We start from the raw sequence: 24,904 nt of genomic DNA, 5'->3' as shown, positions 1-24,904 counted from the left end.
CGGCCCCGTCCGGGGTCAGGAGAACGGCATGGCGGCGCGCGGGGAACTCGAGACCTATCAGGCCAAACGCCGGTTCGGTGACACGCCCGAGCCGAAAGGCCGCAAGGGCGCTGTCAAGGCCGCCGCCCCGCGTCGCTATCTAATCCAGCGCCATGCCGCGACCCGGCTTCACTATGACTTCCGCATCGAGATCGACGGGGTCCTGAAGTCATGGGCGGTGACCAAGGCGCCCTCCCGCGATGTCTCCGTCAAGCGGCTGGCGGTCGAGGTCGAGGACCATCCGCTGGACTATGGCGACTTCGAGGGGACCATCCCGGCCGGCAACTACGGGGCCGGCACGGTTCAGCTGTGGGACACCGGCACCTGGGAGCCGCAGGAACCCGACCTTGAGGCGGCCTTCACCAAGGGCCAGATCAAGATGGTCCTGCACGGCGAGCGTCTGGTCGGCAAGTGGGCCCTCATCCGGCTGAAGTCCGACCGCGGCAAGCCGTCGAAGCGGACCAACTGGCTACTGATCAAGGAGAAGGACGAGCACGCCGTCCCCGGCGAGGGCGACGCCCTGATGGAGATCGACGCCTCGATCACCACGGGCCGGTCGCTGGCCGAGATCGCGGCGGGCAAGACGCAGTGGAGGTCGTCGAGAAAGACGGGACAGAAGGCTCCGCCCCGGCCGAGGGCCTCAAAGGCGCTGGCCAGCCCGAAGACCCGGCCACCCGCCTTCGTCCCGATCCAGCTGTGCAAGGTCGTCGACCACCCGCCGGCCGGCAACGGCTGGGCCCATGAGATCAAGTTCGACGGCTATCGCCTGCAGGTGGGTGTCGGCGGCGGCAAGGCCCTCCTGCGCACCCGGTCCGGCCTCGACTGGACGGCGAAATTCCCCGAGCAGGCGGCCGATGCGGCCCGGTGGCCGGACGCGGTGGTGGACGGTGAACTGTGCGCCCTGGCCGAGGATCACATGCCGGATTTCCCGGCCTTGCAGGCGGCGATTTCCGACGGGGCGACGGGCGAGCTGATGTATTTCGCCTTTGACCTTCTGTTCGAGGGGGCCGAGGATCTGCGGACCCTGCCCCTGTCGCACAGGAAGGCCCGGCTCCAGGCCTGGATCGACCGCATCCCGAAAGCGGCGCGGTCGCGCATCCGCTATGTCGAGCATTTCGCCTCGACGGGTCAGGCCGTGCTGGAAAGCGCCTGCCGGATGGATCTGGAAGGGGTGATCTCGAAAAAGCTGGATGCGCCCTATTCGGCCGGACGGTCGACCACCTGGGTCAAGTCCAAATGCCGGGGCCGCGACGAGGTCGTGATCGGCGGCTGGACCTCGGAGGGACCCCGCTTTCGATCATTGATCGTCGGGGTCCAGGATGTCGATGCGAAGGCCGGCCCCGGGTTGAGGCATCTCGGCCGGGTCGGGACCGGATACAGTCAATCGTTGCTGAAGACCCTTCAGCCGGCCCTGAAGGCGGCGGCCGCAGACCGGAGCCCCTTCGTCGGCAAGGGGGCACCGCGTGGCGGGCCGGGCATCCACTGGGTGAAGCCCGTGCTGGTCGCCGAAATCGAGCACGGGGGCTACACCGACGGCGGATCCCTGCGGCAGGCGGCCTTCAAGGGCCTGCGCGAGGACAAGGCGGCGGCCGAGGTCGATACGCCGCCGCAGGACGTCACCGCGCCGTCCAAACCCGGCAAGGGCAAGGTCGCTGCCCCGCCCCAGCTGAAGATCGCGGTCACCGGCAAGGCCCGGGCCGTGGTTGCCGGGGTCACCATCTCCAACCCGGACAAGGTGTTGTGGCCCGCCACAGACGGGCATCCCGAGATCACCAAGCTGGAGCTGGTCCAGTTCTATGAGGCGGCGGCGGAACGGATCCTGCCCCACGTCAGCGACCGTCCCACCTCCATCATCCGCGCGCCGGAGGGGATCAGCGGCGAAATCTTCTTCCAGCGCCACGCCATGCCCGGGTCAAATCCCCGGCTGAAGCTGATCGATGTGAAGGAGCGCAAACCCTATGTCGGCGTGGTCGACGTGGGTGGACTGGTGGCCATCGGCCAGTCCGGCGGGCTGGAGCTGCATCCCTGGGGCTGCATGCCGGGCGATCCGGAGACCCCGGACCAGATCACCTTCGACCTCGACCCGGACGAGGGGCTGGACTTCGCCGATGTGATTGCCGCGGCGAAGGCGATGAAGGTGCGGCTGGAAACGCTGGGTCTGCATCCGTTCTGCAAAACCACCGGCGGCAAGGGTCTGCATGTCGTCGTGCCGATCCGGACGGACGCCCGCAGCCGGATCGAATGGGACCAGTGCAAGGCGTTCGCCAGGGCGGTGTCGGAACAGGTCCGGCTGGACGCCCCCGACCGGTTCACCACGACGCTGGCCAAGAAGGCCCGGGGCGGAAAGATCTTCCTCGACTATCTGCGCAACGGCCGGATGGCGACGGCGGTCGCGCCCTGGTCGCCGCGTGCCCGGCCGGGGGCCGGGGTCGCCTATCCGCTGAGCTGGGGCCAGGTGAAGGCGGGGCTGGACCCCAAGGCCTATTCGCTTCGGACGTATCCGGCCCTGCTGAAGAAGCCGGATCCGTGGAAGGATTTCAGGGCGGGCGCGATGAATTTGCGGCCGGTTCTGAAGAGGGTGCTTTGACGTCACCTCACCTCACCGCGCGCGAAGGCGCGTGGGGAGGACAGATCGCGCAGCGATCAGTGGGGGCGAGGCGGTGCTTGAGGTTGGCTTCCCTCCCGGTGGATACCGGGTCGCCCCCTCCTGGCGCCCTTCGGTCGCCTGTCCTCCCCATCGCCCTGCGGCGATGGAGAGGTGACGCCTATGCGAACTCCGCCTCCAGATCCGACAGGCGGGCCGCCTGGTCCTCGGCGATCAGGGCATCCAGCAGGGCGTCGAGATCGCCCTCTAGGATCTGGGGCAGGCTGTGCAGGGTCAGGTTGATCCGGTGGTCGGTCACCCGGCCCTGCGGAAAGTTGTAGGTGCGGATGCGTTCCGACCGGTCGCCCGACCCGACCTGGGACTTCCTCGCGTCGGAGCGGGCATTGTCCTTCATCTGGCGCTGCAGGTCATATAACCGCACCCGCAGGTTCTTCATCGCCTTGTCGCGGTTCACATGCTGTGACTTCTCGGACGAGGTCACCACGATCCCCGACGGGAAGTGGGTGATCCGCACGGCAGAGTCGGTCTTGTTGACGTGCTGGCCGCCCGAGCCGGAGGCCCGGTAGGTGTCGATGCGGATATCCTTGTCCTGGATGTCGATCTCGACGTCCTCGACCTCGGGCAGGACGGCGACGGTGGCGGCTGAGGTATGGATCCGCCCGCCAGCCTCGGTGGTGGGCACGCGCTGGACCCGGTGGACGCCGCTCTCGAACTTCAGCCGGCCGAACACCCCGTCGCCGGTGACGGTGGCGATGATCTCCTTGTAGCCCCCGGCGTCGCCCTCGGTGGCCGAATCCAGCTCGACCTTCCAGCCCCGGGTCGAGGCATAGCGCGAGTACATGCGGAACAGGTCACCCGCGAACAGGGCCGCCTCGTCCCCGCCGGTGCCGGCGCGCACTTCCAGCACCGCCGAGGCGTTCTCGTCGGCGTCGCGCGGGGCCAGCAGCAGCGCGACATCGCGCTCCATGTCGGGCAGCCGGGCGTTCAGCGTGTCGAGCTCATCGGCGACCATGGCGGCCATCTCGGGATCGGCCGCCATGGACTGAAGGTCCTCGATCTCGGTGCGGGCCCGCGCAAGCGCCATGACAGCCTCGGCGACCGGCCGCATCTCCGCATGCTCTTTCGAGAGGCGCACGATCTCCTGACCATCGGAGGCCGCGCCCATGCGCGCCTCCACCTGGTGGAAACGGTCCAGGACCTGATCGAGCTTGGACTGGGGCAGGCGCAAGGGCGGGTTTCCGACGGGTGAGAGGCGCGGTCTTTACTCCGACCGGACACGGACTGTCGATGCGTGTGAAAGCACGGCCGGTGACCGGTCTCGGCGCGTCAGACCGGCATGGTCTGCTGAAAGCTGGCGCGAGCCTCCAGAGCGGTCTGCAGGGCGACAAGGCCGGGCCGGCCGGTCTTCCAGTCGAAATCCGGGTGCCGGAAACCGATCCAGGTCACGGCGCATCCCGCAGTGATGACCCCCATGTCGAGCGGCTCCGGGACGAGTGCGGCGGCCTCCAGCGCGTCCAGGGCGCGCGCCATATTGGTGGTCCAGCGCGCCAGCCATGACGGCGAACGCTCGGACTCGGGTCGGCGCAGTTCCAGCACGCGCTTGACACCCATCTCCAGTGCGCCCGACGCCAGTGTCTCCACGCGTCGGATACGCCAGCGCTCGGGCCCCTCCGGGGGCAGCAGGCGAGGCCCGGTGCCATGGGCGTCCAGCCATTCACAGATCAGCTGGCTGTCCGCCAGCGACAGACCGCCGTCCGTCAGCAGGGCCGGGGCCTGGGCGATCGGATTGACGGCAGTCAGTTCTTCCGGGCTGGCATAGGGGTCGATCGCGACCTCGTGGATGCGGTCCATCAGACCCTTCTCACGGGCCACGATGCGGCATTTGCGGGCGAAGGGCGAAGGCGCGGTGATGTAGAGTTTCATACTCAGCGTCGCTCGATCCGGACGCCCGGGGGCGGGTTGAAGGTCCGCAATCTGTCAGCGGCTGCGTCATCCTGAAGGCCGTACGCCTGCATGAAATCCAGGCTGAGAGAGCCGAGCAGGGCCCGGTTGGCTTCAGAGCCCTGGGCCACAAGATTGTGGTCACCGCCCTCGAAGATGACCAGCATGCGATCCCCCGGCGGCGACCGGTCAAACGGGCTGCGATGCGCGGTCCAGTCGGTGACGAAGCCCGGCACGGTGTCGGCGTCACCGGTCACCATCAGCAGGGGGGCAGAGACGCCGTCCCAGGTGTCGGGCGTGACCAGTCCGGGCAGGTCCCCGGCCGAGGAGATCGCAACGACCGCCTTCACATCGGGATCCCCCATGGGCCCCACAGCGCTGACCGCCCCGGCCTGGATCAACGCCATCAGGGAACCGAACGAGTGGCCTGCCACGATCAATGGCTTGCCGGGATGTGTGGCCTTCACCATCGCCCGCGCGACGGTCAATTCACCGATGCGCGCCATGAAGGCCCGGCCGCCACTGACGTTCCCGCCCTCCGGATGCCGACGCGAGTCGAGGTGCATCGGGGCGATGACGGTGAACCCGGCCCCGGCCCAGCGGCCCAGGATTTCCTCATAGGCGGCGGGCGCGCCGCCCAGTCCATGGCTGAACAGAATGACGGCCCGCTCCTCGGCCGCGGGCCACACGAACACCGGGATCGACCGCCCGTCCGGGCCGGTCAGGGTCAAGTCGCCGACGGGTGCCACGGCGGGGGCCGGGTCGCTCTGGGCCGCGACGTCTCCGGCGGTCCCGAACAACAGGGCGCAGGCCATCAGCCCCGTCAAACGCTTCATCGTCACGCCCCTGATCTCCCCCTCGACAGGGTCGCAAGCCTAGATCAGATCGGCATCCGCCGGAAAGCCCCGGTGTCGGACCGGCGGCCTGCTACTCTGCGGCCTCAAGTGCGCCCGCGCTGGCGGCGCGGGCGGCGTTCAATTCCGCGGCCTTGGCCTCGACCAGTTCGACGATGTGTTCGACCATTTCGCCATTGGCCAGTTTGTGGGCGATCTTGCCGTTCAGATAGACCATGCCCGAGCCTGCTCCGCCGCCGGTGAAGCCAACATCGGTATAGAGGGCCTCGCCGGGACCATTGACCACGCAGCCGATGATCGACAGCGACATGGGGGTGGCGATATGGGCCAGCCGCTCTTCCAGCAGGCCCACGGTCTCGATGACGTTGAACCCCTGCCGGGCGCAGGAGGGGCAGGCGATGATGTTGACGCCACGGTGGCGCAGGCCCAGCGATTTCAGGATGTCGAAGCCGACCTTGATCTCCTCGACCGGATCGGCGGCGAGGCTGACCCGGATGGTGTCGCCGATGCCCGCCCACAGCATGTTGCCCATCCCGATGGCGGACTTGATCGTCCCGGTCCGCAGGGGGCCCGCCTCGGTGACGCCCAGATGGAGGGGGCAGTCGATGGCGTCGGCCAGCTGCTGGTAGGCGGCAACCGTCAGGAAGGGGTCCGAGGCCTTCACCGAGATCTTGAACTCGTGAAAGTCGTGATCCTGCAGGATGCGGGCGTGGCTGAGCGCGCTCTCGACCATGGCCTCGGGGCAGGGTTCGCCGTATTTCTCGAGCAATTCCTTCTCAAGGCTGCCGGCATTGACGCCGATCCGCATCGAACAGCCGTGGTCCTTGGCGGCCTGGATCACGTCGCGGACGCGCGAGGCGTTGCCGATATTGCCCGGATTGATCCGCAGGCAGGCGGCCCCGGCCTCGGCGGCCTCGATACCGCGCTTGTAGTGAAAATGGATATCGGCGACGAGCGGCACCTTCGCCGCGCGGGCGATGGTGCGGAAGGCGGCGGTGGACTCCTCGTCCGGGCAGGAGACACGAACGATGTCGGCCCCGGCCTCTTCCAGTTCCCGGATCTGCCCGATCGTCGCATTGGCGTCCGACGTCAGGGTGTTGGTCATGGACTGGACGCTGATCGGGGCGTCACCGCCCACGGGCACAGGGCCGACCATGATCTGGCGGCTCTTGCGGCGCTCGATGTGGCGCCAGGGACGGATATGGGAGTGGTCACTCATGGACAGGCAATATAGGCCGCCGGCGAAGACAAGGCCATGACGCTGGCCGACGCAGCCGTCAGCGGGGTACGACCGTCGGGGTCAGGGCCTCGCCGGCTGCCGCGGGAGTTTCCCTCGCAAGCGCTGGATTCACGGCCTGGGCGCGGATGGCTGCCGCCTGGGCTGCAGCCGCCTCGGCCTGGATCTGCGCCGCCGTCTGGCGGGCCAGGGCATCGGCCCGGGCATTGAGCTGCGACAGGGGCGTCAGGACGCCCGTCAGTGGCCCCCCATGTTCGCCGTTGAGATAAACGTCAAAAGCCCCTGGATCGGACACATCGATCGTGGCCGCGACGCCCGGCGGTGCCCGCCAGGCCGCGCCCGCCGCCAGCTGTCGGGCAAACAGGACGCGGCCATCGGCCATCCGCACGACCAGAGACGCCGGTTTGCGCGCCTGGAGCACGACCTGGGAGGCCGAGGCCGGGGCCCCGTAGATGGCGCCGCGGGGATTGAAGGCCGCCTGGACCGGAGGGACGGTCGCCATCGCGGCGGCGGCCGCGACCGCAGCCGCATTGGTCGGATCGATGCCCATGAGCTCGGCCTCGAGCCCGGGGGTGATGTACAGCGCCGGTGTGGTCTGGTCCGGCGGCGCGGGTTGGGGTGCGCCCACCCGCAGCATGGCCTGCCCGGGAACCGCCCCCAGACTCCAGCTTTCCGGGACCTCGGCAATGTCCGACGGCTGGGGCGCACGGATCAGGCTGACCCGCTGGAAGACATTCCAGCCGATGACGGCCAGGGCGAGGATCACGACGGCCCCGACGATCCGCGGCGAATAGCGACGGACTTCCTCGAAGGCGACACCGGTCGGGGCCTGGAGGGGGACCGAGCCGTCAGGCGTTTCCCGCTTGTAGCGTTCGACCGCCAGCTGTTCATCGAGGCCGAGGGCGCTGGCATAGGCGCGCACATAGCCGATGGCGAAGACCCGCGACGGCAGGGCCGAGATGTTGTTTTCCTCAAGCGCGCGCAGGTAGCGTTCGTGCACCCGGGTGTCAGCGGCGAGGGCGGCCAGCGACTTGCCCGAAAGTTCGCGGGCCTTGCGCAGGCCTTCGCCCAGAGTCGCTGCATCGGCGATGGAGGGCACAGGGTCCTTCCAGTCAGGATGAGCCCGAAACTCTTCGGGGACATTCCCCGTATCCAGCGCCATGACGCCCTGCCCCACACCCGGTGCGACCGCATAGGCGGACCGCGTCGTATTCAACTGTGAACCGTCTAACACGCCGGTATGACGGAACCCGCCTCCCCCCGGAAGCACCCCTTGCGCGTCTTGTGGATAACTCATTTCAGCCGCCGGATCAACGTCTTGTTAAGCTTGATTCCGTCCCTGAACGGGAAGGTCACAGACTGACGTTCAACTTCCGGGCCAGACTCTCGATCTCGTTGCGGATGGTCCCTGCGGAGGATCCCAGGAGTTTGACCATGCCCCGGCGGGCCGCCGGCAGATCGGCCGACAGGATCATGCGCTTGACCGGTCCGACCCCGCCGGCCGGCGCCGACAGCCGGGTGAACCCCAAGGTGATCAGGGCAAATGCCTCCAGCGGGCGCCCCGCCAGTTCACCGCACACCGACACCGGCGTGCCGGTATCGGCGCAGGCGGTCTGGATGGCCTGAAGCGCCCGCAGCGCCGGGGGCGACAGGGGATCGTAGCGGTCCGAGACCAGCGGATTGGTACGGTCGGCGGCGTACATGTACTGGAACAGGTCGTTGGTGCCGATCGAGACGAAGTCGGTCAGGGGCAGAAGCGCGTCCAGATGCCACAGCAGGGACGGGCATTCGATCATGGCCCCGACCCGCAGCAGGGCCGGCAGGGGCCGCCCCCGGCGCCGGGCCCAGGCGCATTCGACATCGACCAGTTCGCGGGCGGCGCGGAACTCGTCCACCGTCGCGATCATGGGGAACATGACCCGCAGTTCCCGCCCGGCACCCGCCGCCAGCAGGGCCCGCAGCTGCAGCCGCAGCAGGGACGGCCGGTCCAGGCCCAGCCGGATGGCGCGGCGGCCCAGGGCCGGATTCTCCTCGCGCTCGGTCGTCTCCATATAGGGCAGGACCTTGTCTCCGCCGATATCCAGCGTCCGGAAGGTGACCGGCCGGTCGCCCGCTGCATCCAGCACCAGCCGGTACAGGGCGGTCTGTGAGTTCAGACGCGGCAGCTCCTCGGACACCATGAACTGGAACTCGGTGCGGAACAGGCCGATGCCCTCGGCCCCCGTGGCGTCGAGGTTCTCCAGATCTACCGCCAGCCCGGCATTGGTCAGAAGCGTGATCCGCGTCCCGTCCGCCGTGATCGCCGCCACATCGCGCAGCTTGGCGAACTCGGCCTGGCGCTGGTCTCGCACGGCCATGCGGGACTGGACGGATTCCAGCATGTCGGGACGGGGCCGCAGATGGGCCTCCCCGGCCTCGCCGTCGACGATGACCAGATCGCCTTCGCTGAGCCGGTCGCGCACGCCCTGCAGCCGGCCGACGCAGGGGATCTGGAGCGCGCGGGCGACGATGGCGGCATGGCTGGCAGCCGAGCCTTCTTCCAGCAACAGGCCCTTCAGCCTGTGGCGCGGATACTCCAGCAGGTCGGCCGGCCCGAGGTTCCGCGCGACCAGAATGGCGTCCTCGGGCAGGTCGCGCTGGCCCGGATTGTCGCCCGCGAGAACCCGCAGCAGCCGGTTGGCCAGATCCTCGAAGTCGTGCAGCCGCTCCTTGATATAGGGGTCGCGCGCCTGGGCGAAGCGGGCCCGGTGCTCGTTCCGCACCCGGTCGACTGCGGCCTCGGCCGTCAGCCCGCCCCGCACCGCCTCCTCCAGCGACCGGTTCCAGCCCCGGTCGTCGGCGAACATACGGTAGGTTTCCAGCACCTCATAGGACTGGCCGGCCAGCTTGCCCTGCCCTCCGTCCAGCAGGGCGTCGATCGAGGCTTTCAAGGCATTCAGCCCCTCGCGCAGGCGGATTTCCTCAACCTGCTGGTTCTCGGCCAGCAGCCGCTCGGGCGGCAGGGGGGCCTCGTGCAGGATGACATGGCCATAGGCCAGCCCCTCGGCGAACCTCTGACCGGTGATCCGCTCGGCCCGGTGCGGCGCGACCTCGATATCGCGCAGCTCGTCCTGGGCCAGCAGCTCGCCCGACGCCACCGTCTCGGCCAGCACCATGGCGATGGTCTGGATGTCCTCGACCTCGTCCGGGTCATAGCGCCGTTCGGCACGGTTCTGGACCACCAGCACCCCGATGGCGCGCCCACCGCGCAGCAAGGGAGCCCCGAGGAAGGCGTGATAGGGATCCTCGCCCGTTTCCGGCCGATAGGAGAAGCTGGGGTGGTTGGGGGCGTCCGACAGGCTGATCGGCTGGGCCATGCGGGCGACCTCGCCGACCAGACCCTCGCCGGCCTTCAGCCGGGTGGCGTGGACGGCGTCGCGGTTCAGGCCGTGGGTGGCGAACAGTTCCAGCTCGCCCGAGGCGCGGCGCAGATAGATGGAGCAGACCTCGGCCACCATTGACTGGGCGATCGTGGTGACGACGACGTCCAGCCGGCCCTGGGCGGGTCCGCCGTCGGCCATGGCCTCGCGGATCTGGCGCAGAAGGACCCGGGGTCCCCTCATCATCGATCCGCCCGCTACCGGCATCGCTTCTCCTGTCCGCGCCCGACATCGGGCCGGCCTTCACCCACTGTTATACAGCGTCCAGCCCATATGCCGAATGCAGGGCACGCACCGCCAGTTCGGCATAGGCCGCATCGATCAGGACGCTGATCTTGATCTCCGAGGTCGAGATGGCCTGGAACTTGACCCCCTTGTCCGCCAGGGCGCGGAACATGGTCTGGGCCACACCCGCATGGCTGCGCATGCCGACGCCGACGACCGAAACCTTGGCCACGTCCTCGTCGACACGGATTTCCTCGAACCCGATGTCGGCCTGATGGGCCCGCATCAGGTCGGCGGCGCGGGCCGCATCCCGCCGTCCCGTCGTGAAGGTCAGGTTGACCGCGCCTTCGCTCCGGGCCTGGGACTGGACGATCATGTCGACATTGACGCTGGCCTCGGCCAGGCGGGTGAAGACGTCGGCGGGGGCGTCGACCCGGTCGGACAGGCCCAGCAAGGTGATCCGGGCTTCGTCACGGCTCATGGTCACGCCGGACACGATGCGTTTTTCCACGATTTCTTCCTCGTCACAGATGAGCGTGCCGGACTTGGCGGGCAGCGCGCCGTTTTCGTCGGGTTCGATGAAGCTGGACAGCACCCGCACCGGGACCTGTTTGGCCATGGCCAGCTCGACCGAGCGGGTCTGCAGCACCTTGGCCCCCAGCGACGCCATCTCCAGCATCTCCTCATAGGAGACCTTTTCCAGCCGCCGGGCCCGGCTCTCGATCCGGGGGTCTGTCGTATAGACGCCGTCGACATCGGTGTAGATGTCGCAGGGACAGCCCAGGGCCGCCGCGACAGCGACCGCCGAGGTGTCCGAGCCGCCGCGGCCCAGGGTGGTGATCCGCCCGCCCGGCGTCACGCCCTGGAACCCCGGAACCACCGCGATCTCTCCGCCATCGATGGCGGCGCCCAGCACGTCACCGGGCACATCGACGATCCGCGCGCGGGCATGGGCGTCGTCGGTCAGGATCGGGATCTGCCAGCCCATCCAGCTGCGGGCGTTCAGCCCCATGTTGCGAAGCGTCAGGGCCAGCAGGCCTGAAGTGACCTGCTCGCCCGAGGCCACGACCACATCGTATTCGTCATCCGACAGCGGCAGGCCGGCCGCCGCGCCGCCGGCCCCGTCGGTCCAGGCCACCAGTTCGTTGGTCTTGCCCGCCATGGCCGAGACCACCACCGCCACCGAATGGCCGGCGCGGACCTCGGCGGCGACGATACACGCGGCACGGCGAATCCGCTCGAGGTCGCCCATCGAGGTGCCGCCGAACTTCATCACCAGCCGCGTCATTGTGGCTGCGCCCCCAACATCAGTCTGTCTTGCATGGCGGGCCCAAAAGGGGTTCACCCTTGCGCCCATGGCCGCTTCTAACGACCCGTCGCCGATGACGGAACCCCGCACGGGGCATGGATTTGCCGATCAGGCACGGGGCGCGAGCATCGACCCCGCCGATGTCGCCCGCTTCTCCGCGCAGGCCGAGGAGTGGTGGGACCCGAAGGGCCCGTTCGCACCCCTGCATAAGTTCAATCCGGCCCGGCTGGCCTTCATCCGGGACGAGGCCGCCGCCCGCTTCGGTCGCGATCCGAAACGCATCCGCACCTTCGATGGGCTCAGCCTGATCGACATCGGCTGCGGCGGCGGCCTGATCGCCGAACCGATGCGGCGTCTGGGGTTTGCGGTGACGGCCGTCGACGCCTCGTCCGAGAACATCGGCACGGCCCGGTCCCATGCAGCGGAGCAGGGTCTGGACATCGCCTATGTCGCGGCCACCGTGGAGCAGATGGAGGCCGACGGGGCGGGCCCCTATGACGTCGTGCTGGTGCTGGAGATCATCGAACACGTCGCCGATCCGGAGGCCTTCATCCGCGCCTGCGCGCGGCTGATCGCGCCCGGCGGCATGATGGTCGTGGCCAGTCTGAACCGGACGCTCAAATCCCTGGCCCTGGGCAAGATCGCCGCCGAATACATACTGCGCTGGGTCCCGGCCGGGACCCACGACTGGCGGCAGTTCCCGAAACCGGACGAGATCCGGAAAATGCTGGCGGCCGAGCCGGTGACGGTCAGTGGCCCGTTCGGTCTGGCCTACAATCCGCTGGCCGACCGCTGGAGCGAGAGCGACGACGCGGACGTCAACTTCCTGATGGTCGCGACCCGGGACTGAAAACACCTTACCGCGATTTCATCCAGGTGACGGACATGTAACGGGAAGTCGGCGCAGGACAGTGGCATCGATGGGCTCCAACCCGATGGAGCCACCCCATGAAACGCCTTCTGACCATCGCCGCCCTGACCACCGCCGTCATGGTGTCGGGCTGTATTACCGTGATCGACGCCGACAGCGACGACACAGCCTGGCACGGCAACAACGCCCAGCCGTTCGAGACCGCCCGCAAGGACTGTGATGACCGGACCAGCGGCCGGGATGCCTTCCGGGCCTGTATGGCCGAAAAGGGCTGGACGCGCAGCTAGACCGACAGGGTCATGTAGCGGGCGTCGGGGCCGTAACTCGCCAGCTTTTCCGCCAACTCCGGAACCTCGCAGACCGTAAACCCGTGGCCGCGCCAGAAGGCGACGGCGTCGTTGACTGCGACCAGGGCCACAGTCGGCCAGTCCCCGGTCCGGGCAAGATCCACCACGGCCTCCATGGCGGGCCGCGACCAGCCCTGCCCCCTCACCGCAGGGGTCAGGGCCAGGTCGTGCAGATACAGAACCGTCGCGTCGCCGGGGATCGCCGGGATCAGGGCGTTCAGGGAGGGGACAGTCCCGGACCGCCACGGATAGGTCACGAGATAGGCCTCGACCTGTTCGGCCCCCGCCAGCACGAAACAGCCCTGTGGCCAGAGGGACAGCCGGTTCTCGAAACAGTCCCGGCCCTCAAAATGATCGGGAAATCCGATCGCTGCGATCTCGACCACACGGTCCAGATCGTCGGGGACCATCCGACGCCAGGCCAAGGTCATCAGTTGACCTTGGCCGGGTCGGGCGGAACGGGCGGGAGAGCGGCGCAGGGGACGCCGTCGGCCTTCAGGGCCCGGACTTCCTGCGGCGTGGCCTCGCCGTAGATCTCGCGCTTCTCGGCGGTGCCCTCATGGATGGCGCGGGCCTCGCGGGCGAAGGTGTCTCCGACATAGTCGAAATTGGCCTCCACGTGGCTGCGGACCTGTCGCGCGGCCTGCATCATCAGGGTCTGCACCCGGGCTGCGTCGACGGGTGCGGCGTCTCGCGAGCGGGTGCCGGTCACGGCCGGAGCCATGATCTGTTTCGATACCGCGCGTGATCCACAGAAGGGGCATTCGACCAGACCGCGCGCGGCCTGGTCGTCATAATCGCCGGACGAGCCGAACCAGGCCTCGAACGGATGGTCATGCTCGCATTTCAGGGCGTAGCGGATCATGGGGCAGCGAAGGTCCGGTCGTGGCGCAGCTGGGGGACGGCCGCGCGCGCTGCAGCGACGGCGTCGAGGTCGAGGGTGGCGTGAAGCACGCCGGGCGCGTCATGGTCCAGCTTCGCGATCACCTCGCCCCACGGCCCGATGACCGTGGACCGGCCCCAGGTGTGCCGCCCGTCTTCATGGGCTCCCCCCTGGGCCGGGGCGAGGATGAAGGCTCCGGTCTCGATGGCGCGGGCGCGAAGCAACGTCTCCCAGTGGGCCTCTCCCGTCGGAACGGTGAAGGCCGCAGGCACGGCGATCATGACGGCCCCGGCCGCGGCCAGCTGTCGGAACAGGTGGGGAAAGCGGATGTCGTAGCAGACCGTCAGACCCAGTCGTCCCCAGGGCGTGTCGGCCACGACGGCCCCGTCGCCCGGCCGGATCGTCGAACTCTCGCGATAGGTCTCGCCGTTCGGCAGATCGACATCGAAGACATGCAGCTTGTCATAGCGGGCGACGATCCCGCCGCCTGGATCGATCAGCAGCGACCGGTTGGCGGCGCGGTCGTCACCGGCATGGCCGGAGCGCACGATGGCGGATCCGATCAGGAGCCAGACCCCCAGTTCGGCCGCGAGATGGCGCAGGCCGACGACGGCCGCGTCCTGGTCCTCGTCGCTGATGGCTCCGGCCCTGCGGTCCCGCCTCTGTTCCAGAAGGTTGGAGCCTTCGGGTGTCAGGATGAACTTCGCGCCTCCGGAGGCCGCCTCGCGGACCAGGGGCTCAAGGTGGGCCAGAGCCGCCGCCGCCGCCGCCGGGGTGCGGGTCTGGATCAGGGCAACGGCCAGCCCCGCACCCATTTCAGTTCGCCAGAAGCGGATCGAGGCCGCCGCGGCGGTCCAGCGCATGCAGATCGTCGGATCCGCCGATGTGTTTTCCGTCGATGAAGATCTGGGGGAAGGTGGCCTTGCCGCCGGCCTTCTGGATCATTTCGGCCTTCTTCGCCGGGTCATTGGAGGCGACGATCTCGGCGACCTCCACGCCCTTGCGGGACAACAATCCCATCGCTGCCACGCAATAGGGGCAACCGGGTTTGGTGTAGACGACGACATCGGCCAAGGCTGAACTCCGGAACAATCATCAGAACCCGCATGAAGCGGGCGGGTTTTCCCTATCTAGGCATTTCCCGCGCCGCGCGCACCCTCGCGACCACAGCCAGATCGACCGCCCGCGCTCCGGCGTCCAGAAGGGCAGCCGCGCAGGCCTCGGCCGTGGCGCCTGTGGTCAGGACATCGTCGACCAGCAGAATGCGCCGGCCCCGCACCCGGCGGGCTCCGGCCTCGGTCGTGGCGAAGGCGGCCTTGACGTTGAGCTTGCGGCCCCGGGCACTGCGACCGCCCTGGGTCCGGGTAGCCCGGACGCGCACGAGGGCATCAGGGACATAGTCCCGGTCCGCCGCCCGCGCCAGCGGCCGGGCAATCTCCGCCGCCTGGTTGAACCGGCGGCTCAGCAACCGGATGGGATGAAGCGGCACAGGCACCACGGCGTCGGCCTCGACGAGCAGGGGGGCCGCGGCCCGGCCCAGCCAGAGGGCGAACAGTCCGGCGAACTGCTGCTGGTCGCCATGCTTGTATTTCAGGATCAGGCCGCGCGAGGCCGCATCATAGACACAGGCGGCGCGGGCGCGGGCAAAACGATAGGGCGAGGCCAGGCAGGCGGCACATCGGTCCGAGGCGAAGTCGCCGCCGTCATACTCGAACCCGGCCCCGCAGCCATCGCAGACCGGATCTTCCAGAAAGGTCACCCGGGTCCACGCGTCGGCGCTCAGACCTGCGGCCGCCGTCGCCTCGCGGCTGTCATGCGCCATCGGGGGCAGGATGAGGTCGGTGAGGCCGCGCCCGAGAGCACCCAGCCGCACGAGACCCGCTTCCCAATACGGCCGCCAGGCCCCATCCTGATCCCGCATGACCGCGCCTGCCCCTCCGCTGATCTTTGACGCTGCCCGCCGTAGAGCCCGGCTGGCCCGCTCGGCGACCCGCTTCGTCGAGGCTGATTTTCTGCATCGCCGCGCGGCGGATAACGCCGTTCTCAGCCTCGAAGCGACCTTGCGACAGTTTCCGGTCGTCGTCGACCTCTCGGCCCAGCCGGGGCCTTTCGCCACGCGCCTGACGGACAGCGATGCGGCCGGCCGGACCGGTCCGGTCGGCTCCGTCGGCGATCTGACCGATCGCGCGGCCCCGGGTGGCTCGGATCTGGACCTTGCGCCCGGTTCGACCGACCTGATCGTGTCCCTGATGACCCTGCACTGGGCCAATGACCTGCCCGGGGCCCTGAGCCAGATCCGGCGGGCATTGAAGCCGGACGGTCTGTTTCTGGGCACGCTCGCGGGGGCGGGCACGCTGAAAGAGCTGCGGGGCGTTCTGACCGAGGCGGAGCTGGCTGAACGGGGCGGGGCCCAGGCGAGGGTCTCACCCTTCGCCGGCGGCTACGACGGCGCGGGCCTGCTGCAGCGGGCCGGGTTCGCCCTGCCGGTCTCCGATGTGGATCGGTTGACCGTCCGCTACCCTGATCTTTTTGCCCTGATCCGCGATCTGCGGGCCATGGGCGAGACCAACGTTCTGGCCGGCACGATCCGGCCACTGACCCGCTCGATCCTCGCCCGGGCGGCGGCCCTGTACGCCGATCGGTATGGCGAGACGGACGGCCGGATCCCGGCGACGTTCGAGATCGTCAATCTGGCCGGCTGGGCTCCGCACGAGAGCCAGCCCAGACCGCTGCCGCGTGGCTCGGCCAAGGTGCGTCTGGCCGATGCCCTGGGCGTCGTCGAGCACGGCCGGAACAGACCCGGCTAGAGCGGGGCCGCGTCCACGAGCACCTCGGTCCGGCGACGCAATGGCTCCTGCACCCCCGGGGCGGCCATCGCTCCGGTATCGCCTGCGGCGGTGACGTCAAAGACCGGGGCCGGCCAGCCCGCAGCGGCGAGGGCCGAGACCACGGCCGCAGCCCGGCGTTCGGACAGAGCGAGGTTGTCGCTGGAGCCACCGGTAGAGGAGGCCAAACCCAGAACCTGAACAGAGCGGATCCGACAGATCTCCAGCCGGCTGGCGGTCAGGCCGATCGCCGTCCGTGCCGCGTCGGTCAGGGTGCCCGCATTCTCTGCGAAGTAGATATCGAACCGCTGGGGCGAACAGCTGTCCGGCACAGTGACCAGTGCCCCTCTCCCCGGGAAGGCCCCGCTACAGGCCGAAAGGCCCAGAAAGGCCGCCGCCAGGCCGAGCCTCGTGATCACGCGCATGGTCGCCTCCCCAAAACAAAGGGCGGCCCGCCAAAACGAACCGCCCTGAAATCGCTTAAATGTTCAACGCCTTAGTAGCGACGCTGGCCGTTTTCCCAGTAGCACTCGTCCTGACGGTTGTCGTAGCAGTAATAGTAGTTGCCACGCGCATCGCGGTAGCGCTGCTGGTTGTTGCGGTCCTGCTGGGAGCCGCGAATCGCACCGGCCGCGCCGCCGGCGAGGGCACCGATTGCGGCACCCGTACCCGCGTTGCCCGAACCGACATTGTTGCCGATGATCGCTCCGGCCACCGCGCCGAGGCCAGCTCCGATCGCGCCCTGACGGACAGTTTCATTAGGGCCACCGCTGTTGCCGCCGTAGCCATAGGGGTCGCTCGCACAGGCCGAGGCCAGGAGGCCCGCAGCCCCGATCGCGATAATCGCCTTGTTCATGGGTTTGTCTTTCATTCCTGAGGTTCGCCCCGAGAGCGAGAACGCTGGATTATAGCTGAGGTTCCGCGACTATGATGCTGGGTGCCGATGTCGTAGGCTGAACGCCAATCCGGCAGTTTTCGGGCCGCAAGGGCCATTCGAGGGGTTTTCCATGCGCTTTCAGGAACCGGTCCGGATGTCGGATGATCACGCCAGCCCCGTGTGGGCCCGCAGCAAACGCCGGTCCGGCGGCGGGGCAGGTGGCCTTGTCGGCCTGCTGGTGACGCTTCTTGCCCTGTTCGGCGTCCTGACCGCCGTCCTCGGGATCAAGGAACGCTCCCTGGCGGAAGGCGGCGCGCTGATGGACGGCTGGATTACCGCCGGGATGGAAAAGGCACGGGCCTTGGCGGGACAGGCTCCCGAGGCCGCCGGCGCGGCCATGGAGACCGCGGGAGAGGCCGCTGGTGCGACCGGCCAGGCCCTCGAGTTGGGGGCCGTGAGCACCGCGCAGGACCTGAAGAAACAATAGCGAAGCTTGTCTGGAACGCCGGCCGGACCGGAGCGTTCGGGGCGGATGATCGAGACCGCAAACCCTGACGTCGCCGCGACAGAAACGATCGACGCGGGAGAACCCGCGCTGCGGGACCTGACCGCCCATGTGGCGATCCGGCGTGTGGTGATCCTCGTCAATCCCCTTTCCGGATCGGTCGGCCCCCGGGCTGCGGCCGATGTTGCGGCCATCATGGCCGACTATCCCTGCGAGTCCGAGATCGTCGAACTGCTGGGCGAGACCATGGATGCGCAAATCACCCTTGCGCTCGGCGCTTCCCCTGATGTGCTGTTCGTGCTGGCCGGAGACGGGACGGCCCGGGCCGTCGCCTCGCGCGCCGGACCGCGTGGGCCGCTGGTCGCTCCGCTCCCGGGCGGGACGATGAACATGTTGCCCAAGGCCCTTTACGGGACGACAGACTGGAAGGCGGCGCTCCGGACGGCGCTGGAAGCCGGCTCGGCCCGATCCGTCGCGGGCGGCCGCGTGGAGGACCACGCCTTCTATTGCGCCGGCATCTTCGGCTCGCCGGCCCTCTGGGCCCCGGCCCGGGAGGCCATGCGAACCGGAAAGCTCGCTCTGGCCTGGACCTATGGGCGGCGCGCCCTGCGCCGGGCCTTTTCCGGGAAGATTCGTGTGGAGCTGGATGGTGGCAAGGCGCGCCGAAGCGAGGCCCTGGCCCTCATCAGCCCTCTGATTTCCCGGGCCATGGACAAATCGGACGGGCTGGAGGCGGCCGCGATGAACCCGGGTGACGCCGCAGAGGTGTTCCGGCTGGCGGCCACGGCCCTTTTCAGCGACTGGCGCCAGGACCCGTCGGTCGTGACCCAGCCCGCACGAAGCATCCGCATCCGGGCGCGATCCCGGATCCCCGCTGTGCTGGACGGCGAGCCCGTGCTTCTGCCCCATGACACCACCGTGACCTTCGTCGCCCGCGCCTTCCGGGCCCTGGCCCCTGATCCTGTGGACACGGGAGCCGGGCTCCCGTGATCGTGTGCAAATGACTTCTGGTCGCCTGCTGCAGTTTTCGGACATTCATTTCGGGGTGGAGCACAGGGACGCCTGCGCCGCTGCGCTGGACTATGCCCATGCCACGCCCAGCGATCTGATCCTGATCACCGGTGACATCACCCAGAAGGGCTATCCGGACGAGTTCGCGGCGGCCGGAGCCTGGATCCAGGCCATGCCGCAGCCCCGGTTCGTGATCGTGGGCAACCACGACGTTCCCTATTGGGACGTGACGGCCCGGTTGTTCTGGCCATGGCGCGCCTTCGAATCCGCGACCGGCCACCCGGCCCATGACGGCGAGTTCGTTTCGGAGTCCGTCATGGTGCGCGGGGTGACCACGGCGCGCGGCTGGCAGGCCCGGGTCAACTGGTCCAAGGGGGTCATCGACCTGGACCAGACCCGCAGGGCCGCAGAGGCCCTGCGACAGGCCCCCGTCGGAGCCTTGCGCATCCTGGCCTGTCACCATCCGCTGATCGAGATGATCGGTTCTCCCATGACCGGTGATGTCAGACGGGGGGATGCAGCCGCCGCCATCTTCGCCGAGGCGGGCGTGGACCTGATCACCACGGGCCACGTTCACATTCCCTTCGCCCTGCCGATCGACCTGTCGGACCGTTGCTCATACGCCATCGGTTGCGGGACGCTTTCGCACCGGGAGCGGGGTGCCCCGCCAAGCTTCAATCAGATCGACTGGGACGACCGGACCATCACCGTCACCGCCATGGCCTGGACCGGAGACCGGTTTGAGCCGCACCAGACCTGGCACCTCCCTCGGCGTCAGGACACCCGCCACCGGGAGACCGCGCCGGATCCCGCCGTCCCGGGCGAACGTGAGGCTGCGGCCTTCTGAATACGTCCAGAACGAAAAGAGCCGCGTTCCCCAGGGAGCGCGGCTCTTCGTGTGTGTCATGCTTGAATGGCGGCTCAGCCCCCCGAGCCCCGGCCTTTCAACCCGCCCGCGACCAATGAGATGACGAACAGGACGATCGCGACAATGGCCACGAATTTGGCGATCTCGAACGAGAAGTTCGCGATCCCGCCAAAACCCAGAACGGCCGCAACCAGCGCGACGATCAGAAAGATAACAGCCCAGCGTATCATGTCGAAGCTCCGTCTCAGGGTGGTCTACGTCCCCGTCGGACGCAGACCTATCTTAACCCCCGGCCGGCCGGACCGTTCCGGCTATCGCCGATACCGGGGCCGCGACCGTTCCGTGAAGGCCGCCGCGACCATGGTCGCGAGTGCCGGGTTGCGAAGGAAGATCCATCCGCCGGCAAGGGCGGCGACAACCCCCAGCACCGGACGCTGGCGGAACAGGGCATAGGCGCGCCCTCCCAGTCCCTCCGGCTCGTCTTCCTCTTCGGGTTCGTCGGTCGCGCCCGACGCATTGAGGAAGACCATGGCAACGACCAAGGCCCCCACAGCGAACAGACCGGCCGTCAGCGCGGCAGCGGCAAGGGGGGGCATCACCAGCTGCAACCCATAGAAGGTCGTCGCTCCGAGCGCGACGACCGCCACGAAGGCGCTGGCGGCGACCACGAAGGCCGCCGTCAGCTTTTTCACCAGACCCTTGATCATGATCAGCGCCGGCGGCCGGCCAGCAGCAGGCCGAGGACCACACCAACGCCGAGAGCGATCGCGGTGGACTGGACCGGACGCTCCTGCACGCGCTCGGTGATGTAGCGTTGCGCCTCGTCGAGGCGTTCGGACGCGTCGTCGTAGTATTCGCGGCCGCGAACACGGGCCTGGTCGTAATAGTCGCGGGCCTGATCGCGCATCTCGTCCGCGCGCTCGCGGATGCGGGTGTCAGCTTCGGCAGCCTTCCCGCGCAATCGGGCCTCAGCCTCGGCTGCTTTGGCCTTCAGCCGGGCGGCTTCCTCGCGCGCGCCGACCTTCAGATCCTCCTTGAGGGTGTTCAGGTCGTTCTTGATATCCTGTCGAGCCTTGGTCGTCGCCATGGTGCGCGCTCCATTGTGTCAGCTTGGCCGTAAATAGCGGCCTCGTCCGCTGAACGCCACACCCCGTGGGCGGTTCCCCCGCCCACCAAACCCGATCAGCGGCGATCGCGCTTGGCAAGGACCCGCAGCCGCAGGGCGTTCAGCTTGATGAACCCCCCGGCGTCATTGTGGTCATAGGCCTGGACGCCCTCCTCGAAGGTGACCAGATCCTGGTCATAGAGGCTGTTGGCGCTTTCGCGGCCGATGACCGAGACATTGCCCTTGTAGAGCTTGACCCGCACCGTGCCGGAGACCTTCTGCTGTGACAGGTCGATCGCCGCCTGCAGCATCTCGCGCTCCGGCGAGAACCAGAAGCCGTTGTAGATCAGCTCTGCATATTTCGGCATCAGCTGGTCCTTCAGGTGCATCGCGCCCCCGTCCAGGGTGATGCTCTCGATGCCGCGGTGGGCTGCGATCAGGATCGTGCCGCCGGGCGTTTCATAGACGCCGCGCGACTTCATGCCGACGTAGCGGTTTTCAACCAGGTCGAGGCGGCCGATGCCGTTGTCGTGGCCCAGCTCGTTGAGCCGGGTCAGCAGGGAAGCCGGCGACAGGGCCACGCCGTCGATGGAGACGGCGTCACCCTTTTCGAAGCCGATGGTGATGACGGTCGCCTTGTCGGGCGCGTCTTCCGGGGCGATCGTGCGCTGGTGGACGAACTCGGGGGCCTCGACCGCCGGGTCCTCCAGCACCTTGCCCTCGGAGGAGGAGTGCAGAAGGTTGGCGTCGACCGAGAACGGAGCCTCGCCGCGCTTGTCCTTGGCGATCGGAATCTGGTTCTTCTCGGCGAAGTCCAGCAGGGCCTCACGGCTGCGGTATTCCCACTCCCGCCACGGCGCGATGACCCGGATGTCGGGCTCCAGCGCATAGTAGCCCAGCTCGAACCGGACCTGGTCGTTACCCTTGCCGGTGGCACCGTGACAGACGGCATCGGCCCCGACCATGCGGGCGATCTCGATCTGGCGCTTGGCGATCAGCGGTCGGGCGATCGAGGTGCCGAGCAGATAGTCACCCTCATACTGGGCATTGGCGCGGAACATCGGGAAGACGAAGTCGCGCACGAATTCCTCGCGCAGGTCGTCGATGAAGATGTTCTCGGGCTTGATGCCCATCTTCAGCGCCTTCTCGCGCGCCGGGGCCAGTTCCTCGCCCTGACCGAGGTCGGCGGTGAAGGTCACCACCTCCGCGTTGTACTCGGTCTGGAGCCATTTCAGGATGATCGAGGTGTCGAGCCCGCCGGAATAGGCCAGCACGACCTTCTTCACGGGCTTGTCGGACGCCTTGGCCATGGGAATTCCTTCGAGAAACGGGCGGAGAGAAGTTTGCGCGGCTTAAAGGGCCGAAGCGACCGCGATGCAAGGGCGGGATTACGGCAAGGCTTCTGGCGTTCGCCTCTCCCATCCCTATCTGAGGTGCCGCCAGCCCGGAGATATCGTGACAGAATCCGCCCCCGCCTCCGCCGCCCCTTCATCCGACGCGACGCCCCCGGCCGTCGAACGCCCGCTGACAGACGCTGCCCGTCGGGCCTTGGCCGAGGCCGAGGCCCGACGGGCAGCCGCATCGGTGACCGACCTGCCGCCCGAGGATGGCGGACCGCGAGGGCCCGAGCCCACCCGTTACGGGGACTGGGAAAAGAAGGGTCTGGCGATCGATTTTTGAGGCCGCGAACCGATTCCGGCGAACCGTGTTAACTTTTCGTCCTGCCGGAGGGTTTCATGCGCAATCTCGTCCTGATCGTCCTCGCCGTCGTCGCCGTTCCCGGCGCGGTCGCCGCCCAGACTTGGGGCCAGCCCCGCTACAGTCCCTACGGCACCGGCCAGCCGTATGGCGCGCCGGGCGTGCCCGCCTATGGTCATGGCTATGCGGCCGGCTATGGCCAGCCCTATGGCTACGGATACAGCCATGGCGGGGGCCCAACCTTCGGTGATCCTCGGGCGTACCGTCCGCCGGTGACCTACGGCTATGGTCATGATCGCGGCGGGCGCTATGGCTACAGTGCAACGGCGCGCGGAGACTGGACGCGGTGGTCGAGCCCCCCGGGTCGGGGCTACCACGACGTCTATGGCTACAATGACGACCGGGCCCCGCGTGGGGTAGACGACAGGCGGTACAGGCGCAGCGACTGCCCGTGTTACAGCCCGGTCTATCTCTACGACGACTGAGCCAGCGTAACGCCAGAAAAGCGAGATTCAACGACATCTTGCGGGCCTGGCTCGCGTTGGGGGCGCATCCGGAACCCTTCGTCGTCCGGGCGGCTAGGGTGGGATTCAAGCCCGCCGGAGTCCGCGCCGTGAAATCCCCGATCCCGATCCTGACCACCGCCCTTCTTCTCGTTGCCGCGCCCGCGCTTGCCGGGGAACGACCGGGCCATGGCGGCTGTGGTGGAGGATGCGGCGGGCACCATCCGGCCGGCGGCTACAATGCCAACGTCAATGTCAATGTGAACGCCAGTTCCAGCGCCTCGGCCACCGCCTGGTCGGGCGCGGCCCTCAACGCGCGGGCCTATGACGTCCGCGCCGTCGGCGGGCGCGGGGCCGTCTATGGCGGGGTGATCTTGACCGGCGGGGACTATGCTCCGGGCTACGGCTACGTCGGGTACGGCCTTGGTCCGGTCGTCATCGGCGGCCCCGGCTACGGCCCCAGCCGGCCCCATGGCTATGTCGTTTACGGCTTCGGTCGTCGCTATGTGACCACCGACCGCTGCGGCGCGTGTGGCTACGGCCCGCCCCCGCCTCCACCTCCTTCCCACGATGTCTGTCGCGGCCATAGGCACGATCGGGGCTATTACGACCGGGACCACGGGGGAGGCCAAGCCTATGCCCGCTCTTCGACCGGCGCGGAATCGTACAGCGTGCGCGAAAGCTACAGCGAGCATGCGGCCTGGTCGGAGGGCTATGAACGCCACACCGGCGGCGGCCATGAACGGGTCAGGCCCGACAGACCCTACCGGGAGGAAGGCCCCCGCTACGTGCCGATTCCCTATCAGGCCGCCCCGCTGGAGCCCGTGCCGTATGCGCCGGAGGAGACCTGGCCGCCCGCCCACTATGCACCGCCGCCCGTCCTCTATTCAGAGCCCGCCCCCGCCCCGTATTATCCGGAGCCGCCGGTGCCTTCCCCCGAACCTCTCGGCTACTATGGCGACCTGCCGCCCGGCGACAGTGGCGAAGGCATGCCCTATCGGCAGGAGCCGGGTGAGCGCGGCTGAGGTCTAGCGGACCCCGGACATCTCGCCGGCGATGCGGGCGGCGGCCATGACGGGATCGTCGGCCGCGAAAACCGGCCGGGCCACAACCAGATGGGTCGCCCCGGCGCGCAGCGCCTCGGCGGGGGTCGCCACGCGCTGTTGGTCCCCCTTGTCGGCCCCGGCGGGACGCACCCCGGGGGTGACGATCAGGAAGTCCGGTCGACCGGCCTCATGGGCGATCTCACGGACCCGCGCGGCCTCCAGCGGACTGGAGACCACGCCATCGACCCCACAATCGAGCGCCTGTCGCACACGCGTCTCCACCAGGTCCGCGGCGCGGGCCGAATAGCCGATCTCGACCAGATCCTGATCCGAAAGGCTGGTCATGACGGTGACCGCGAGAATCTTCGTGGCATGACTTCCCCGCCCCTCGACTGCGGCCCGCATCACCTGGGGTTCGGCATGGACGGTGAGCAGGTCGCAACCGCCCTCGGCCACCGCGCGGGCGGCCCCTTCGACCTGGGCCCCGATGTCGTGCAGTTTCCAGTCCTGGAACACGACCTTGCCCATGGCTTGGAGCTCATGCGCGAAGGCGACCCCGCCGGGGCGGGCCAGCAAGGTCAGGCCGACCTTGTAGGCCTCCACGCCGTCCGCGATCTTGTGAACGAGGGCGCGCGCCGTCTCGACATCGGGCAGATCCAGACCGACGATCAGGCGCGGGTCGGAAAGCAGGGGCGAGGTCATCGACGGACTCCGGCGGACCGGCTAGACCGGCGCG

At 68.5% G+C, this 24,904-nt stretch carries 29 protein-coding genes; 10 read left to right on the top strand and 19 right to left on the bottom strand.

Annotated features, from left to right (window positions below; translation table 11 throughout):
• Positions 1-28: 28 nt before the first annotated feature.
• Positions 29-2,626, top strand: coding sequence for a DNA ligase D (gene ligD / locus SJY26_RS04640; protein WP_396594983.1), 2,598 nt, complete (start codon positions 29-31; stop codon positions 2,624-2,626).
• A 178-nt stretch (positions 2,627-2,804) separates the two neighbouring features.
• On the opposite strand, the gene prfA is transcribed toward ligD, so the two are convergent.
• From prfA to SJY26_RS04605, 7 genes are all read right to left on the bottom strand, one after another.
• Positions 2,805-3,872 carry a peptide chain release factor 1 gene (prfA, locus tag SJY26_RS04635; RefSeq protein ID WP_396594982.1) on the bottom strand — a complete coding sequence of 356 codons (1,068 nt, stop codon included), beginning with the start codon at positions 3,870-3,872 and terminating at the stop codon, positions 2,805-2,807.
• Between the two features lie 98 nt (positions 3,873-3,970).
• Positions 3,971-4,567, bottom strand: coding sequence for a glutathione S-transferase N-terminal domain-containing protein (locus SJY26_RS04630; RefSeq protein WP_396594981.1), 597 nt, complete (start codon positions 4,565-4,567; stop codon positions 3,971-3,973).
• A 2-nt stretch (positions 4,568-4,569) separates the two neighbouring features.
• Entirely contained in the window at positions 4,570-5,421 is an 852-nt protein-coding gene (locus SJY26_RS04625) for an alpha/beta hydrolase family protein (RefSeq protein ID WP_396594980.1), read from the bottom strand.
• Positions 5,422-5,512: 91 nt separating this feature from the next.
• Positions 5,513-6,658 carry a flavodoxin-dependent (E)-4-hydroxy-3-methylbut-2-enyl-diphosphate synthase gene (ispG, locus tag SJY26_RS04620; RefSeq protein ID WP_396594979.1) on the bottom strand — a complete coding sequence of 382 codons (1,146 nt, stop codon included), beginning with the start codon at positions 6,656-6,658 and terminating at the stop codon, positions 5,513-5,515.
• A 58-nt stretch (positions 6,659-6,716) separates the two neighbouring features.
• A complete protein-coding gene (locus tag SJY26_RS04615; RefSeq protein WP_396594978.1) occupies positions 6,717-7,892 on the bottom strand; it encodes a helix-turn-helix domain-containing protein in 1,176 nt (391 codons plus the stop codon).
• Positions 7,893-8,028: 136 nt separating this feature from the next.
• Complete coding sequence (ptsP, locus tag SJY26_RS04610; RefSeq protein WP_396594977.1) at positions 8,029-10,278, bottom strand: phosphoenolpyruvate--protein phosphotransferase; 2,250 nt, start codon at positions 10,276-10,278, stop codon at positions 8,029-8,031.
• Positions 10,279-10,348: 70 nt separating this feature from the next.
• The gene (locus SJY26_RS04605; protein ID WP_396594976.1) at positions 10,349-11,608 is read right to left on the bottom strand and encodes an aspartate kinase; all 1,260 of its coding nucleotides are present in this window, start codon (positions 11,606-11,608) and stop codon (positions 10,349-10,351) included.
• A gap of 94 nt (positions 11,609-11,702) precedes the next feature.
• On the opposite strand from SJY26_RS04605, the gene ubiG reads away from it, so the two are divergent.
• Positions 11,703-12,479, top strand: a complete 777-nt coding sequence (gene ubiG / locus SJY26_RS04600) for a bifunctional 2-polyprenyl-6-hydroxyphenol methylase/3-demethylubiquinol 3-O-methyltransferase UbiG (RefSeq protein WP_396594975.1) — start codon at positions 11,703-11,705, stop codon at positions 12,477-12,479.
• Between the two features lie 98 nt (positions 12,480-12,577).
• Positions 12,578-12,787: a hypothetical protein gene (locus SJY26_RS04595; RefSeq protein ID WP_396594974.1), complete on the top strand. Its 210-nt coding sequence runs from the start codon at positions 12,578-12,580 to the stop codon at positions 12,785-12,787.
• Here the strand turns inward: SJY26_RS04595 and SJY26_RS04590 are convergent.
• The 5 genes from SJY26_RS04590 to SJY26_RS04570 are packed head-to-tail and all read right to left on the bottom strand — an operon-like array spanning position 12,784 to position 15,651.
• Positions 12,784-13,278 (bottom strand): GNAT family N-acetyltransferase, encoded by a 495-nt coding sequence (locus SJY26_RS04590; RefSeq protein WP_396594973.1) that lies wholly within the window; start codon positions 13,276-13,278, stop codon positions 12,784-12,786. The genes SJY26_RS04595 and SJY26_RS04590 overlap by 4 nt on opposite strands.
• Positions 13,278-13,712: a DUF1178 family protein gene (locus tag SJY26_RS04585; RefSeq protein ID WP_396594972.1), complete on the bottom strand. Its 435-nt coding sequence runs from the start codon at positions 13,710-13,712 to the stop codon at positions 13,278-13,280. The genes SJY26_RS04590 and SJY26_RS04585 overlap by 1 nt, the downstream gene beginning before the upstream one ends.
• Positions 13,709-14,593, bottom strand: a complete 885-nt coding sequence (locus SJY26_RS04580) for a carbon-nitrogen hydrolase family protein (RefSeq protein ID WP_396594971.1) — start codon at positions 14,591-14,593, stop codon at positions 13,709-13,711. The genes SJY26_RS04585 and SJY26_RS04580 overlap by 4 nt, the downstream gene beginning before the upstream one ends.
• Positions 14,547-14,804 carry a glutaredoxin 3 gene (gene grxC, locus SJY26_RS04575; RefSeq protein WP_396594970.1) on the bottom strand — a complete coding sequence of 86 codons (258 nt, stop codon included), beginning with the start codon at positions 14,802-14,804 and terminating at the stop codon, positions 14,547-14,549. The genes SJY26_RS04580 and grxC overlap by 47 nt, the downstream gene beginning before the upstream one ends.
• A gap of 52 nt (positions 14,805-14,856) precedes the next feature.
• Positions 14,857-15,651 carry a ComF family protein gene (locus SJY26_RS04570; protein ID WP_396594969.1) on the bottom strand — a complete coding sequence of 265 codons (795 nt, stop codon included), beginning with the start codon at positions 15,649-15,651 and terminating at the stop codon, positions 14,857-14,859.
• Between SJY26_RS04570 and SJY26_RS04565 the strand changes: the two genes are divergently transcribed.
• Entirely contained in the window at positions 15,650-16,537 is an 888-nt protein-coding gene (locus SJY26_RS04565; RefSeq protein ID WP_396594968.1) for a methyltransferase domain-containing protein, read from the top strand. The two genes, SJY26_RS04570 and SJY26_RS04565, sit on opposite strands and share 2 nt — an antisense overlap.
• Here the strand turns inward: SJY26_RS04565 and SJY26_RS04560 are convergent.
• Positions 16,534-16,980, bottom strand: a complete 447-nt coding sequence (locus SJY26_RS04560) for an OmpA family protein (protein WP_396594967.1) — start codon at positions 16,978-16,980, stop codon at positions 16,534-16,536. The two genes, SJY26_RS04565 and SJY26_RS04560, sit on opposite strands and share 4 nt — an antisense overlap.
• A 71-nt stretch (positions 16,981-17,051) precedes the next feature.
• Positions 17,052-17,411: a YMGG-like glycine zipper-containing protein gene (locus SJY26_RS04555; RefSeq protein ID WP_396594966.1), complete on the bottom strand. Its 360-nt coding sequence runs from the start codon at positions 17,409-17,411 to the stop codon at positions 17,052-17,054.
• Positions 17,412-17,562: 151 nt separating this feature from the next.
• Between SJY26_RS04555 and SJY26_RS04550 the strand changes: the two genes are divergently transcribed.
• The 3 genes from SJY26_RS04550 to SJY26_RS04540 are packed head-to-tail and all read left to right on the top strand — an operon-like array spanning position 17,563 to position 19,795.
• Positions 17,563-17,919 (top strand): hypothetical protein, encoded by a 357-nt coding sequence (locus SJY26_RS04550; protein ID WP_396594965.1) that lies wholly within the window; start codon positions 17,563-17,565, stop codon positions 17,917-17,919.
• A 45-nt stretch (positions 17,920-17,964) separates the two neighbouring features.
• Entirely contained in the window at positions 17,965-18,927 is a 963-nt protein-coding gene (locus tag SJY26_RS04545; RefSeq protein ID WP_396594964.1) for a diacylglycerol/lipid kinase family protein, read from the top strand.
• 10 nt (positions 18,928-18,937) lie between these two features.
• Positions 18,938-19,795: a metallophosphoesterase family protein gene (locus SJY26_RS04540; RefSeq protein ID WP_396594963.1), complete on the top strand. Its 858-nt coding sequence runs from the start codon at positions 18,938-18,940 to the stop codon at positions 19,793-19,795.
• A 74-nt stretch (positions 19,796-19,869) separates the two neighbouring features.
• Here the strand turns inward: SJY26_RS04540 and SJY26_RS04535 are convergent, their stop codons facing one another.
• The 4 genes from SJY26_RS04535 to SJY26_RS04520 all read right to left on the bottom strand — a co-directional run bounded on the left by SJY26_RS04535 (position 19,870) and on the right by SJY26_RS04520 (position 22,231).
• Entirely contained in the window at positions 19,870-20,046 is a 177-nt protein-coding gene (locus SJY26_RS04535; protein ID WP_396594962.1) for a DUF1328 domain-containing protein, read from the bottom strand.
• A gap of 81 nt (positions 20,047-20,127) precedes the next feature.
• Positions 20,128-20,523, bottom strand: a complete 396-nt coding sequence (locus tag SJY26_RS04530; RefSeq protein ID WP_396594961.1) for a hypothetical protein — start codon at positions 20,521-20,523, stop codon at positions 20,128-20,130.
• 2 nt (positions 20,524-20,525) lie between these two features.
• Positions 20,526-20,903, bottom strand: coding sequence for a DUF883 domain-containing protein (locus tag SJY26_RS04525; RefSeq protein ID WP_396594960.1), 378 nt, complete (start codon positions 20,901-20,903; stop codon positions 20,526-20,528).
• 95 nt (positions 20,904-20,998) lie between these two features.
• Positions 20,999-22,231 carry an argininosuccinate synthase gene (locus SJY26_RS04520; RefSeq protein ID WP_396594959.1) on the bottom strand — a complete coding sequence of 411 codons (1,233 nt, stop codon included), beginning with the start codon at positions 22,229-22,231 and terminating at the stop codon, positions 20,999-21,001.
• 145 nt (positions 22,232-22,376) lie between these two features.
• Between SJY26_RS04520 and SJY26_RS04515 the strand changes: the two genes are divergently transcribed.
• The 3 genes from SJY26_RS04515 (at position 22,377) to SJY26_RS04505 (ending at position 24,147) form a co-directional block, all read left to right on the top strand.
• A complete protein-coding gene (locus SJY26_RS04515; protein ID WP_396594958.1) occupies positions 22,377-22,601 on the top strand; it encodes a DUF1674 domain-containing protein in 225 nt (74 codons plus the stop codon).
• Positions 22,602-22,657: 56 nt separating this feature from the next.
• Positions 22,658-23,104, top strand: coding sequence for a hypothetical protein (locus SJY26_RS04510; RefSeq protein ID WP_396594957.1), 447 nt, complete (start codon positions 22,658-22,660; stop codon positions 23,102-23,104).
• A gap of 128 nt (positions 23,105-23,232) precedes the next feature.
• Complete coding sequence (locus SJY26_RS04505; RefSeq protein ID WP_396594956.1) at positions 23,233-24,147, top strand: hypothetical protein; 915 nt, start codon at positions 23,233-23,235, stop codon at positions 24,145-24,147.
• 3 nt (positions 24,148-24,150) lie between these two features.
• Here the strand turns inward: SJY26_RS04505 and pyrF are convergent, their stop codons facing one another.
• Positions 24,151-24,858, bottom strand: coding sequence for an orotidine-5'-phosphate decarboxylase (gene pyrF / locus SJY26_RS04500; RefSeq protein WP_396595701.1), 708 nt, complete (start codon positions 24,856-24,858; stop codon positions 24,151-24,153).
• Positions 24,859-24,904 lie beyond the last annotated feature (46 nt).

Origin of the sequence: Brevundimonas sp. R86498 (assembly GCF_044598075.1) — a bacterium.
GTDB lineage: Bacteria > Pseudomonadota > Alphaproteobacteria > Caulobacterales > Caulobacteraceae > Brevundimonas.
This window is presented reverse-complemented; position numbering and strand designations above follow the sequence as displayed.

Excerpts from the sequence above, each read along its gene's own strand:
- ligD (WP_396594983.1), top strand. The coding sequence starts at position 29 with ATGGCGGCGCGCGGGGAACTCGAGACCTATCAGGCCAAACGCCGGTTC.
- SJY26_RS04630 (WP_396594981.1), bottom strand. The coding sequence starts at position 4,567 with ATGAAACTCTACATCACCGCGCCTTCGCCCTTCGCCCGCAAATGCCGC.
- SJY26_RS04625 (WP_396594980.1), bottom strand. The coding sequence starts at position 5,421 with ATGAAGCGTTTGACGGGGCTGATGGCCTGCGCCCTGTTGTTCGGGACC.
- ispG (WP_396594979.1), bottom strand. The coding sequence starts at position 6,658 with ATGAGTGACCACTCCCATATCCGTCCCTGGCGCCACATCGAGCGCCGC.
- ptsP (WP_396594977.1), bottom strand. The coding sequence starts at position 10,278 with ATGAGGGGACCCCGGGTCCTTCTGCGCCAGATCCGCGAGGCCATGGCC.
- SJY26_RS04605 (WP_396594976.1), bottom strand. The coding sequence starts at position 11,608 with ATGACGCGGCTGGTGATGAAGTTCGGCGGCACCTCGATGGGCGACCTC.
- ubiG (WP_396594975.1), top strand. The coding sequence starts at position 11,703 with ATGACGGAACCCCGCACGGGGCATGGATTTGCCGATCAGGCACGGGGC.
- SJY26_RS04595 (WP_396594974.1), top strand. The coding sequence starts at position 12,578 with ATGAAACGCCTTCTGACCATCGCCGCCCTGACCACCGCCGTCATGGTG.
- SJY26_RS04590 (WP_396594973.1), bottom strand. The coding sequence starts at position 13,278 with ATGACCTTGGCCTGGCGTCGGATGGTCCCCGACGATCTGGACCGTGTG.
- SJY26_RS04585 (WP_396594972.1), bottom strand. The coding sequence starts at position 13,712 with ATGATCCGCTACGCCCTGAAATGCGAGCATGACCATCCGTTCGAGGCC.
- SJY26_RS04580 (WP_396594971.1), bottom strand. The coding sequence starts at position 14,593 with ATGCGCTGGACCGCCGCGGCGGCCTCGATCCGCTTCTGGCGAACTGAA.
- SJY26_RS04565 (WP_396594968.1), top strand. The coding sequence starts at position 15,650 with ATGACCGCGCCTGCCCCTCCGCTGATCTTTGACGCTGCCCGCCGTAGA.
- SJY26_RS04570 (WP_396594969.1), bottom strand. The coding sequence starts at position 15,651 with ATGCGGGATCAGGATGGGGCCTGGCGGCCGTATTGGGAAGCGGGTCTC.
- SJY26_RS04560 (WP_396594967.1), bottom strand. The coding sequence starts at position 16,980 with ATGCGCGTGATCACGAGGCTCGGCCTGGCGGCGGCCTTTCTGGGCCTT.
- SJY26_RS04555 (WP_396594966.1), bottom strand. The coding sequence starts at position 17,411 with ATGAACAAGGCGATTATCGCGATCGGGGCTGCGGGCCTCCTGGCCTCG.
- SJY26_RS04550 (WP_396594965.1), top strand. The coding sequence starts at position 17,563 with ATGCGCTTTCAGGAACCGGTCCGGATGTCGGATGATCACGCCAGCCCC.
- SJY26_RS04545 (WP_396594964.1), top strand. The coding sequence starts at position 17,965 with ATGATCGAGACCGCAAACCCTGACGTCGCCGCGACAGAAACGATCGAC.
- SJY26_RS04540 (WP_396594963.1), top strand. The coding sequence starts at position 18,938 with ATGACTTCTGGTCGCCTGCTGCAGTTTTCGGACATTCATTTCGGGGTG.
- SJY26_RS04535 (WP_396594962.1), bottom strand. The coding sequence starts at position 20,046 with ATGATACGCTGGGCTGTTATCTTTCTGATCGTCGCGCTGGTTGCGGCC.
- SJY26_RS04530 (WP_396594961.1), bottom strand. The coding sequence starts at position 20,523 with ATGATCAAGGGTCTGGTGAAAAAGCTGACGGCGGCCTTCGTGGTCGCC.
- SJY26_RS04525 (WP_396594960.1), bottom strand. The coding sequence starts at position 20,903 with ATGGCGACGACCAAGGCTCGACAGGATATCAAGAACGACCTGAACACC.
- SJY26_RS04520 (WP_396594959.1), bottom strand. The coding sequence starts at position 22,231 with ATGGCCAAGGCGTCCGACAAGCCCGTGAAGAAGGTCGTGCTGGCCTAT.
- SJY26_RS04510 (WP_396594957.1), top strand. The coding sequence starts at position 22,658 with ATGCGCAATCTCGTCCTGATCGTCCTCGCCGTCGTCGCCGTTCCCGGC.